This window comes from Mesocryomonas lacus (genome assembly GCF_055730135.2).
In genome coordinates, this window is record NZ_JBUZWE020000005.1 from 118328 (window position 1) to 129105 (window position 10778).

A 10778-nucleotide genomic window follows, 5' to 3' on the forward strand; every position below is an offset into this window, starting at 1 on the left:
AAACCACGGCACTTTATCGTCATCACGTTGCATTTTGAACACATTACGTTGCAATCTGGCAACGTAATGCGACTTTTAAAGCGACTCGATGACTGACCAGATGGCGACCCACGCGACCCCGCACGCTGAAACGTTTTCGCGCGAGCGACGGCGCTTCATGCTCGTGCCCGGGGTGATCGCCGTCATCGGGGCGCTGGTGACGGGCGCCATCTCCTTCGTCATCCTGATGGGCCTGACGCCGATCGAGCCGACGGCCTTCGTCGTTCGCACGGCCTCGGTCGTCAACGGCGCCTTCGTGCTCGTCCTGTGTGGGCTGATCTGGCGCGAGGTCGCGCGGATGGCGCGGGCGCGACGGCAAGGCAAGGCGGCCTCCCGCCTGCATGTACGCATCGTCGTCCTCTTCGCCATCGTCGCGGCGCTGCCGGCGCTGCTGGTCGCGATCGTCGCCGGCATCACGCTCGACCTCGGCCTCGACCGCTGGTTCGAGATTCGCACCCGGGCGATCGTCGAGTCCTCGGTCAGCGTCGCGCGGGCCTACGTCAACGAGAACGCGCGCAATCTGCAGGGCACGACGCTGTCGATGGCCTATGACCTCGATTCGCAGCGCCGGCTCTACGATCTCGACCGCACGGGCTTCCAGGGCCTCCTGACAGAGCAGGCACGGGGCCGCTCGCTGGTCGGGGCCCAGCTGTTGAGCGGCGAGGGGACGCCGCTGCTGCGCGCCGACATTCCGGTCGAGCGGCCGCTGCCGGCGCCGCCGACCGATGCGCGCGAGCAGGCCAAGCAAGGCAATCTCGTCTTCATTCCGCCGGGGGTGACGAACCTTGTCGGCGCCATCGTCAAGATGCGCACGCTCGGCGACGACATCTACCTCTACACCATCCGCGCCGTGGACCCGGACGTCCTGTCGGCGCTTCGGCTGATGGAAGACCGCTCGGCCGAGTATTCGAGCCTCCAGGGCAACCGGATCGGCACGCAGATCGCCTTCGCGCTGCTCTATCTCGGCATCACGCTGATCGTGCTGCTATCGGCGATCTGGACCGGCATCGGCGTCGCCGACCGGCTGGTGCGGCCGATCCGCTTGCTGATCTCGGCGGCCGACGAGGTGACCGAGGGCAATCTCGACGTCTCGGTGCCCGTGCGCAATTCCGATGGCGACGTCGGCTCGCTGTCGAACACCTTCAACAACATGATCCAGCAGCTGCGCACCCAGCGCGGCGAGCTGATCAACGCCAAGGACGTGATCGACGAGCGCCGCCGCTTCACCGAGGCGGTGCTGTCGGGCGTCACCGTCGGCGTCATGGGCGTCGAGGAGGACGGCACGATCTCGATGCTGAACCCCTCGGGCGAGAGGATCCTCGCCATCTCCTCGCAGAACGCCGTCGGCAAGACGCTGCGCGAGCTCTTCCCACTGATCGCCCAGATCCACCGGGCGGCGAGCTCGTCGCGCAAGGCGGAGTACCAGGAAGAGATCAAGATGCGGACCCGCGAGCGTGAGCGTGTGCTGGCGATCCGAGTCACCTCGGAGGAGACTGTCGACCGGCATTCGAGCGTGGTGACGATCGACGACATCACCGACCTCGTCGACGCCCAGCGCTCCTCGGCCTGGGCGGATGTCGCCCGCCGGATTGCCCACGAGATCAAGAACCCGCTGACGCCGATCCAGCTGTCGGCCGAACGCATCCGCCGCCGCTACGGCAAGATGGTCGAGGGCGACCGCGAAGTGTTCGACCGCTGCGTCGATACGATCATCCGCCAGGTCTCAGACATCGGCCGCATGGTCGACGAGTTCTCGAGCTTTGCGCGGATGCCGAAGCCGAAGATGGAGGGCAGGGATCTCCGCGAGGCTTTGAAGGAAGCGGTCTTCATGCGCGAGATGGGCGATCACGGCATCACCTTCACCGCCGATTTCGGCGAGGTCCCGCTGAACGGCGTCTTCGACATCCGCATGCTCAGCCAGGCCTTCGGCAACCTCGTCAAGAACGCCGTCGAGGCGCTCGAGGGAGCAGAGGTCGCCGATGGCCAGATCCGCCTGCTCGCCTCTACCCAGAACGGTTTCCACCGCGTCGACATCATCGACAACGGCCCGGGCTTCCCGCACGAGGATCGAGATCGGCTGCTGGAGCCCTATATGACGACTCGCGAGAAGGGCACCGGGCTCGGCCTCGCGATCGTGCGCAAGATCATCGAAGAACATGGCGGGACGATCGAGCTCGACGACGCCCCGAACCAGGAACACGGCGCCATGGTGCGAATTCTTCTGCCGGCGTCGCCGCCGGCGGAGGAACTTACCGCGGCACCAGCACACCACGCAGAAAGGACAGGTAGCTGATGGCATCGGATATCCTGATCGTCGACGACGAAGCCGACATTCGCGAACTCGTCGCTGGCATCCTCGAGGATGAGGGCCACGAGACGCGGGTCGCGGGCAATTCGGACGCGGCGCTCCAGTCGATCGCCGACCGCGTGCCGCGACTGGTCTTCCTCGACATCTGGCTGCAAGGCAGCCGGCTGGACGGGCTCGACCTCCTGGAGGCGATCAAGACCCAGCACCCGGAAGTGCCCGTGGTGATGATCTCCGGCCACGGCAACATCGAGACGGCGGTCTCGGCGATCCGCCGCGGCGCCTACGACTACATCGAGAAGCCGTTCAAGGCGGACCGTCTGATCCTCGTCGCCGAGCGGGCACTGGAGACATCCAAGCTGAAGCGCGAGGTTTCCGACCTCCGCCGCCGCTCGGCGGACTTTGCCGAGCTGATCGGCAAGTCGCATCCGATGAACCAGCTGCGCACGACGATCGAGCGCGTGGCACCGACCAACAGCCGGGTGATGATCCTCGGCGCCTCCGGCTCCGGCAAGGAGATGGTGGCGCGTGCGATTCATGCGGGGTCGAGCCGGGCCAAGGGACCGTTCGTCGCGATGAACGCGGCGGCGATCACCCCGGACCGGATGGAGGTCGAACTCTTCGGCACCGAGACGCCGCCCGGCGTCGAGCGCAAGGTCGGGGCCTTCGAGGAAGCCCATGGCGGCATCCTCTACCTCGACGAGGTCGGCGACATGCCGCGCGAGACGCAGAACAAGATCCTGCGCGTCCTGACCGAGCAGACCTTCGAGCGGGTCGGCGGTACCAAGCGGGTGAAGGTCGACGTGCGCATCGTCTCCTCGACGGCGCAGAATCTCGAATCGATGATTGCCGAGGGTAGTTTTCGCGAGGATCTCTACCACCGCCTGTCGGTCGTCCCGATCCTCGTGCCGCCGCTGTCGGAGCGCCGCGCCGACATTCCGATGTTGATCGAGGCCTTCATGAAGCAGGTCGGCGAGCAGACCGGCATCAAGCCGCGCGAGATCAGCCCGGAGGCGATGGCCGTGCTGCAGTCGAGCGACTGGCCGGGTAACATCCGGCAGCTCCGCAACAATGTCGAACGCCTGATGATCCTGTCGCGCGAGGGCGACGAGGGCGCGACGATCTCGGCCGACATGCTGCCGAACGAGGTCGGCGACATGCTGCCGCGCACGCCGAGCCAGTCCGATGGCCGCATTCTCGCGCTGCCGCTGCGCGACGCCCGCGAGGTGTTTGAGAAGGAATACCTGATGGCGCAGATCAACCGGTTCGGCGGCAACATCTCGCGCACCGCCGAATTCGTCGGCATGGAGCGCTCGGCCTTGCACCGCAAGCTGAAATCGCTGGGAATCTGAGCCTTGCAGCGGACACCTGGTGGCGTGCCGAAAGGGTGCTCGCCTTGCCCTGTTTTGCGGCAATCCGGCCAGTTGCTTCGCTGTTGACGGAAGTGCTATTTGATGGGCCGCCGGTGCCGGTTTTCCCGGACGGTCGGTGGATACGAACCGCGATAGCCCGGGCAACGTCCCGGGTTCCGCCAAGAAGAAAATAGGAACGCACCATGGCCGACCGCTTGCAGAACCTGCAGGACGTCTTTCTCAACACCGTCCGCAAGCAGAAGATTTCGCTGACGATCTTTCTCGTCAACGGTGTCAAGCTGACCGGCGTCGTGACCTCCTTCGACAATTTCTGCGTCCTCCTGCGCCGCGACGGGCACTCGCAGCTCGTCTACAAGCATGCGATCTCGACGATCATGCCGTCGCAGCCGGTGCACATGTTCGAAGGCGGCGATGAGCCGGCAGGGCAAGCCTGATTGACCGAGCACGAGGAAGCCCGTCCGAAGGGCCCGATCGACCATAAGGTCATCGCCACCAAAGCCGCGGTCTTCGTGCCGGTGCTGAAGCGGGTGCAGGCAGCTGAGGACGCCGCGAATGCTGCGTCCGATGTCGTGCGCCGCTCGCCGGAGCAGCGGCTGGAGGAGGCTTCTGGCCTTGCCGCCGCGATCGATCTCGACATCGTTGCGCGCGGCATCATCCAGGTCTCGCGCACGCGGCCTGCGACGCTGGTCGGCTCTGGCAAGGTCGAGGAGATGAAGGCGATAGTCGCGGCCGAGGAGATCGGCCTCGTCATCGTCGACCATCCGCTGACCCCGGTGCAGCAGCGCAATCTCGAGAAGGAGCTGGGCACCAAGGTCATCGACCGGACCGGCCTGATCCTCGAAATCTTCGGCCGCCGCGCTCGGACCAAGGAAGGCCGGCTGCAGGTCGACCTCGCCCATCTCAACTACCAGAAGGGCCGGCTCGTGCGGTCCTGGACGCATCTGGAGCGCCAGCGCGGCGGTGCCGGCTTCCTTGGCGGCCCTGGCGAGACGCAGATCGAATCTGATCGCCGTCAGCTGCAGGAGAAGATCAAGCGCCTGGAGAAGGAGCTGGAGGGCGTCGTGCGCACCCGCACGCTGCACCGCTCCAAGCGCAAGAAAGCACCGCACCCGGTGATCGCGCTCGTCGGCTATACCAATGCCGGCAAGTCGACGCTGTTCAACACCATCACCGGTGCCGGCGTGCTGGCGCAGGATCTCCTGTTCGCGACCCTCGACCCGACATTGCGCCGCATCACGCTGCCGCATGGCACCGAGGTCATCATGTCGGACACGGTGGGCTTCATATCGGACCTGCCGACGCATCTCGTCGCCGCCTTCCGCGCGACGCTGGAGGAGGTGATCGAGGCCGAGCTGGTGCTGCATGTCCGCGACATGTCGGATCCCGATGCGTCGGCGCAGGCCGGTGACGTCAACAAGATCCTGTCCGACCTCGGCATCGACACCTCGGACGTCGACCATGTGATCGAGATCTGGAACAAGGTCGACCTCCTCGACGAGAGCGCGCTGCTGCAGCTGAAGACCGCGTCCGACCGCCAGGCGACCGGGCAGGGCATCCACATGCTCTCGGCGCTGACGGGCGAGGGCGTCCCAGCCCTCCTCACCGACCTCGAGGCCCGCATTGCCGGCCTGCCGTCGGACCTGACGCTGGCGATCCCCGCGGATGCAATGACGCTGATCCCGTGGATCTACGAGAACACGGCCGTCCAGGACCGCGAGGACCTCGAGGATGGCGGCGTCGAGCTGACGGTGCAGATGACGACGCAGGCCCGCAAGGAACTGCTGCGGCGTTCGGAGCGGTATCCGGGGCTGAAGATCAGCTGAGGGTTCGCGCCGGCTTCGGAGAGGACGGCGTAGTCTTGGCTCCACCGGCAGATCATCGTCATCCCGGACTTAATCCGGGATCCATTCCTCTCCCTTTCGGCCGCCGCTCCGCTGCCGAAAGGGAATGTCCCACGTATGTTCAACGGTTTGGAATGGAGCCCGGATCAAGTCCGGGATGACGAAGCTGACGGGTTGGCGCCCGTCGCATTGAAGCCCTGAACGCCATTGCCTCTGGGCTCTGGGCTCTGGGCTCTGCGGCTCTGCGCCTCTGCGCCTCTAGGCTCTGTAACTCTGCTGCTCTCGGCTCTTTCGCTTCCCCCTTGAACGCCAGACCAGCCATCCCTCAGCCCGCTACCGCCGTCGTCTTGGCCTCCACCCACAGCGCCTCCATCTCGTCCAGCGTCGCCGCCTCGAGGCTGCTGCCGGCGGCCGTTACCCGGCGCTCGATATGGTCGAAGCGCGTCCGGAATTTTCGCACGCAGCGGCGGAGGGCTTTTTCCGGGTTGACGCCGTGGAAGCGGGCGAGGTTGACGAGGGTGAAGAGGAGGTCGCCGAACTCGTCTTCCATCGCGTCGGTGTCGTCCGCCGCCAAGGCGGCGTCAAATTCGGTGAGTTCCTCCTCGATCTTGGCGTGAATCGGCGCGGCGGCGTCCCAGTCGAAGCCGACGCGGGCGGCCTTTTGCTGCACCTTCAGGGCCAAGGTCAGCGCGGGAAAGGCCGAGGGCACGCTGTCGAGGAGCAGCGGCGCATGGACCGTCGTCGCCGTGCCCGCCCAGTCGCGGACGGTGCCGCCAGCTTCCGCCAGCGCCGCCTTGCGCGCGGCTTTCTCAGCCCGTTCCTCGCCCTTGATCCGCTCCCACTGGCCTTTGGCGGAGCGAGCGCTGCGGGCAACTTCATCGCCGAAGACGTGCGGATGGCGCCGGATCATCTTGGTGGTGATGCCCTCGACGATATCCTCGAAGCTGAAAAGCCCAGCCTCTTCGGCAAGCTGAGCATGATAGACCACCTGCAGCAGGAGATCGCCGAGCTCCTCCTTGAGGTCCTCGGCATCGCGCCGCTCGATTGCGTCGGAGACCTCGTAGGCTTCCTCGATCGTGTAGGGCGCGATGGTTTCGAGGGACTGCTCGATGTCCCAGGGACAGCCGTCCACGGGATCGCGCAGCGCCCGCATGATCTCGATCAGTCTCGTGACGTCGCGCGCTGGTTGCATGGGATCTCCGATAGCTCTTGCCACCGAAGCTCTGTCACAGATACGCGCGGGATCGAAGCCCGGATCGGCCGGAAATGCGCGTGCCGTCTTCCTCAGGGCACGGCTTGCCCTGTGCACCAGACAATGCAGCCGTTTTCCTTTTCCATCGGGATGGATGCCACGGGCGTGCTGCCGCCCTATACCCGGATCATTCCGGCGTCCTCGTGCCGGCGGAAAGCCGATTTGAAGGCGTGACGACTTAGCTTCGGCGGAGGATCACGTGACAGCCTTGGGAGAGCAGATGGACATGGGAAAATGGGAAGGCATGGTGACCGCGGTCACCGGCGGCGCAAGGGGCGTCTGCGACTGGGTGCTGTCGGAGCGGCTGCTTTTGGCGGTGTTTCCGGTGCCGGCGAAGGTCGTCTGAGATGGCGTTTGGTGAGAAGGGCATACGGGTTCTCGTCACCGGCGCCGGCGGCGGCCTTGGCCGCAAGCTGATCGCCCATTTGCTGGAGACCGACTGGTGCGCAGGCGTCTCAGCCGTCGATCTCGTCCCGCCGACCGATATCGGCGATTCCCGGGTGCAGCCGGTCGCCGCCGATCTCCTCGACCGCAGCGGCCCGTGGGTCGCCGCCATGGCGGAATGCGACGCGGTCGTGCATTTCGCGGCGCAGAATCCGCACACCGATGCGAGCTGGGCGGATGCCGCGGCCTCGATGGACATGACGCTGTCGGTGTTCGACGCCGCGGCGGCCGCCGGTGTCCAGCGCGTCGTCTTTGCCTCCTCGAACCATGTCATGGGCGGCTACAAGGACGAACCGCTGGCGCAGCCCGATGCGGGGTTCCTGACGACCGATCTGCCACCGGGCGTCGGCACGCGCTGGGAGACCGGCGGCGGCTGGATGGATTCGACGCCCTATGCCACCGCCAAGCTCGCAGGCGAGCGGGCGCTCGTCGCCGTCGCCGCACGCACGCCGGCGCTGACGGGCGTTGCGGTGCGGATCGGCTGGGTGCTGCCCGGAGAGAACCGGCCCGAGGGCATCAGCCTGTCCGGCGACGTCGCCTTCACCGCCGCGAGCGAGCCGGAGGATGCCGAGGGTCGGCGCGACCTCAAATGGTACAGAAACATGTGGCTGTCGAACCGCGACTTCGCCGCGCTGTTCGAGGCCGCGATCCGAGCGCCGGCTGAGGGCTGGCCGGCACGCTCGATCACCGTCAACGGCACCTCGGACAACCGCGGCATGGGCTGGGACCTGACGACCGCCCGGCAGCTTTTGGGCTATCGACCCTCCGACGATCTCTACGCTGCGCTGGGGATGTGAGACGAGCGTTTCGGCACATCCGGCAAGCCGGGCGCATCGTTGTTGCCAGGATGGCGGGACAGAGAATACGACCTCTCTGTTCCGCCGTGTGCCTGAACGGTCTTGAGACTTCCTGCAGGGGACAGCATGGCGGCATCTCTCCAGTACCTGCCCAATTCCACCAATCCAAAAGTTGCATAAGATAGATTATGGAACTAATTTGATCTTATTGGGGTGGGGTCTGGGTGAAATGCACTGTTGGCCAGAGCCGAATAGCGCGTCACCCTTCTCCGCTCTCCCATCTTCGCTGCTGGTTGGGCTGGCTGATGAGTGCCCCGGCGGCCGACACACTGCGATGCCACTAATGAAGATACCGCACCGAATCCTTTGATGAGCTGAGACCGACCCGGTGATCACCAACCGGTGACGGCGGTTTTCATTCATCCGGTCCCGCACCAGCTAGGACCCATGAGAAAACCCGCATCCCCGTCCCATTCAGCACTGTCGCTGTTCCTCGCTGCTTGCCTCGCAGCGACAGCGGCGACGGTCGTGCCAACGCCTGTGCGCGCCACGCCGGTACTGGTCGAGCCTAACGCGACACCGCAGCTTGCCGGTGCGGTCGAAGCGGCGCGTCGGCTGAAGCCGCTCAATACACTGCAGGTATCGTTCGGCGGCAAGCTTCTCGTCGACGAAGGTTTTCGCGGTCACCGGACGGGCGCGCCGACCAACATCAAGTCCGCGTCGAAGTCGGTGGTCTCGGCGCTGGTCGGCATCGCCATCGACAAGGGATTGCTGACCGGCACGGACCAGAAGATCGCGCCGCTCCTGAAGGACAAGCTGCCACGGGATGCCGATCCGCGTCTTGGCACGGTGACGATCGGCCACCTCCTGTCGATGCAGGCCGGCCTCGAGCGGACGTCGGGGCCGAACTATGGCGCCTGGATTTCCAGCAGGGACTGGGTCCGTTCCGCGCTCGCCGCGCCGTTCGTCGACGAGCCCGGCGGCGCAATGCTCTACTCGACGGGATCGACGCATCTCCTGTCGGCCATCCTCACCCGCGTCAGCGGCCGTAGCACGCTCGCTCTGGCCCGCGACTGGCTGGGAAAGCCGGCGGGCGTCGTGATCACAGCGTGGGACCGGGACCCGCAAGGCATCTATCTCGGCGGCAACCAGATGGCGATGACGCCGACATCGCTGCTGGCTTTCGGCGAGCTCTACCGCAATTGCGGCCGAAGCCGCGATGGCGAGCAGGTCATCCCGGCGGCCTGGATCGCGCAGTCGTGGCAGCCGCGCACGCGGTCGCGTTTTTCCGGTGAAGACTATGGCTATGGCTGGTTCACCGCCGATTTCGGCGGCCATGTCGGTCACTACGGCTGGGGCTATGGCGGCCAGATGATCTATGTCGTTCCGGACCTTGCTTTGACCGTCGCCATCACCTCGGACGAGAACGCTCCATCCGCCCGGACCGGCTACAAGGAAGATCTGCACCGTCTGGTCTCGGAGCAGATCGTACCAGCCGTCGAGGCCTCCCGGGATGCCGAGGTTGCGCCGAAGCCGGAGGGCTAGACCCCGCGACCCGTTCTCGCCGCCGCTTTGCCGTGCCGCGTCCTGCCCAACCCTTTCCGGAGCCACTCCACGATGAAGCGTCACCTTCTTGCTCTCCCGCTGGTCGCGATCCTCACGGCGATGCCTGGTCCCGCGTCTGCCGATGCGCTGCTGTCGGATTTTGCCTATCCCCATGCCGTCGAGCGGTTCGATTTCGTCTCTCAAGGCCAAGCGATGACGATGGCCTATATGGACGTCGCGCCTGCATCGCCGAACGGCCAGACGGTCGTCCTCCTGCACGGCAAGAATTTCTGCGGCGCGACGTTCGAGGGCCAAATCGTGGCGCTGAACGCTGCCGGCTACCGCGTGATCGCGCCGGACCAGATCGGTTTCTGCAAGTCCTCCAAGCCGATGGGCTACCAGTACGGTTTCCACCAGTTGGCGGCCAACACGCATGCGCTGCTGGCCCGGCTCGATGTCGAGAAGCCCGTCATCCTCGGCCATTCCATGGGCGGCATGCTCGCCGCGCGCTATGCGCTGATGTACGGCGAGGACGTCGGCGGTCTGGTGCTGGTCAACCCGATCGGGCTCGAGGACTGGCGGGCCAAGGGCGTTCCCGAGATCACCGTGGACGCGCTGTTTGCCGAGGAGAAGCGCAGCGATGCGGCTTCGATGAAGGCCTATCAGCAGGCGACCTATTATGCCGGCACCTGGAAGCCGGACTATGATCGCTGGGTCGACATGCTGGCCTCGATGTATGCCGGCGACGGCGGCGAGATCGTCGCCTGGGCCCAGGCGCTGACGTCGGACATGGTACTTAACCAGCCGGTCGTGCACGAGTTCGGCAATATCGACGTTCCAACCGCGCTGTTGATCGGCGAGAAAGACAACACGGCCATCGGCAAGAACCGGGCGAGCGATGCGCTGAAAGCAAATCTCGGCGACTACAAGGCTCTCGGGGCGGCCGCCGCGACTGCCATTCCCGGCGCGACGCTGGTGACGTTTTCGGACCTTGGACACTCGCCGCAGGTACAGGCCCCCGAGCGTTTCAATGCAGCGTTGATGGAAGTCCTGAAAGGTTGGAATAAGGCGCGGTGAAGGCGCGTTTGACGCAAATGTGATCAGACGCCTTCACGCGTTCTCAGCTACCTCCATCCGCGACAATGTTGCGCACCCTTCGAGTCGAATCCTGGAGGGCGGCGC

The 10778-nt window shown here is 65.6% G+C and carries 9 protein-coding genes; 8 read left to right on the plus strand and 1 reads right to left on the minus strand.

Going from position 1 to position 10778, the window contains the following annotated elements; genetic code table 11:
• Nucleotides 1-88: 88 nt before the first annotated feature.
• The 4 genes from ACZLZY_RS09740 to hflX all read left to right on the plus strand — a co-directional run bounded on the left by ACZLZY_RS09740 (nucleotide 89) and on the right by hflX (nucleotide 5540).
• The gene (locus ACZLZY_RS09740) at nucleotides 89-2332 is read left to right on the plus strand and encodes a sensor histidine kinase NtrY-like (protein ID WP_472933347.1); all 2244 of its coding nucleotides are present in this window, start codon (nucleotides 89-91) and stop codon (nucleotides 2330-2332) included.
• Nucleotides 2332-3696, plus strand: coding sequence for a nitrogen assimilation response regulator NtrX (gene ntrX / locus ACZLZY_RS09745; RefSeq protein ID WP_472933348.1), 1365 nt, complete (start codon nucleotides 2332-2334; stop codon nucleotides 3694-3696). The genes ACZLZY_RS09740 and ntrX overlap by 1 nt, the downstream gene beginning before the upstream one ends.
• Before the next feature lie 203 nt (nucleotides 3697-3899).
• A complete protein-coding gene (gene hfq / locus ACZLZY_RS09750; protein WP_472933349.1) occupies nucleotides 3900-4151 on the plus strand; it encodes an RNA chaperone Hfq in 252 nt (83 codons plus the stop codon).
• Nucleotides 4152-5540, plus strand: a complete 1389-nt coding sequence (gene hflX / locus ACZLZY_RS09755; protein ID WP_472933350.1) for a GTPase HflX — start codon at nucleotides 4152-4154, stop codon at nucleotides 5538-5540.
• Between the two features lie 343 nt (nucleotides 5541-5883).
• Here hflX and mazG read toward each other — a convergent pair whose 3' ends face one another.
• Nucleotides 5884-6750: a nucleoside triphosphate pyrophosphohydrolase gene (mazG, locus tag ACZLZY_RS09760; protein ID WP_472933351.1), complete on the minus strand. Its 867-nt coding sequence runs from the start codon at nucleotides 6748-6750 to the stop codon at nucleotides 5884-5886.
• Between the two features lie 259 nt (nucleotides 6751-7009).
• Between mazG and ACZLZY_RS09765 the strand changes: the two genes are divergently transcribed.
• From ACZLZY_RS09765 to ACZLZY_RS09780, 4 genes are all read left to right on the plus strand, one after another.
• A complete protein-coding gene (locus tag ACZLZY_RS09765; protein ID WP_472933352.1) occupies nucleotides 7010-7156 on the plus strand; it encodes a hypothetical protein in 147 nt (48 codons plus the stop codon).
• Between the two features lies 1 nt (nucleotide 7157).
• Nucleotides 7158-8051, plus strand: coding sequence for an NAD-dependent epimerase/dehydratase family protein (locus ACZLZY_RS09770; RefSeq protein ID WP_472933353.1), 894 nt, complete (start codon nucleotides 7158-7160; stop codon nucleotides 8049-8051).
• Nucleotides 8052-8498: 447 nt separating this feature from the next.
• Nucleotides 8499-9596, plus strand: a complete 1098-nt coding sequence (locus tag ACZLZY_RS09775; RefSeq protein ID WP_472933354.1) for a serine hydrolase domain-containing protein — start codon at nucleotides 8499-8501, stop codon at nucleotides 9594-9596.
• Between the two features lie 72 nt (nucleotides 9597-9668).
• Nucleotides 9669-10673 carry an alpha/beta fold hydrolase gene (locus tag ACZLZY_RS09780; protein WP_472933355.1) on the plus strand — a complete coding sequence of 335 codons (1005 nt, stop codon included), beginning with the start codon at nucleotides 9669-9671 and terminating at the stop codon, nucleotides 10671-10673.
• Nucleotides 10674-10778 lie beyond the last annotated feature (105 nt).

Excerpts from the sequence above, each read along its gene's own strand:
- ACZLZY_RS09740 (WP_472933347.1), top strand. The coding sequence starts at position 89 with ATGACTGACCAGATGGCGACCCACGCGACCCCGCACGCTGAAACGTTT.
- ntrX (WP_472933348.1), top strand. The coding sequence starts at position 2,332 with ATGGCATCGGATATCCTGATCGTCGACGACGAAGCCGACATTCGCGAA.
- hfq (WP_472933349.1), top strand. The coding sequence starts at position 3,900 with ATGGCCGACCGCTTGCAGAACCTGCAGGACGTCTTTCTCAACACCGTC.
- mazG (WP_472933351.1), bottom strand. The coding sequence starts at position 6,750 with ATGCAACCAGCGCGCGACGTCACGAGACTGATCGAGATCATGCGGGCG.
- ACZLZY_RS09770 (WP_472933353.1), top strand. The coding sequence starts at position 7,158 with ATGGCGTTTGGTGAGAAGGGCATACGGGTTCTCGTCACCGGCGCCGGC.
- ACZLZY_RS09775 (WP_472933354.1), top strand. The coding sequence starts at position 8,499 with ATGAGAAAACCCGCATCCCCGTCCCATTCAGCACTGTCGCTGTTCCTC.
- ACZLZY_RS09780 (WP_472933355.1), top strand. The coding sequence starts at position 9,669 with ATGAAGCGTCACCTTCTTGCTCTCCCGCTGGTCGCGATCCTCACGGCG.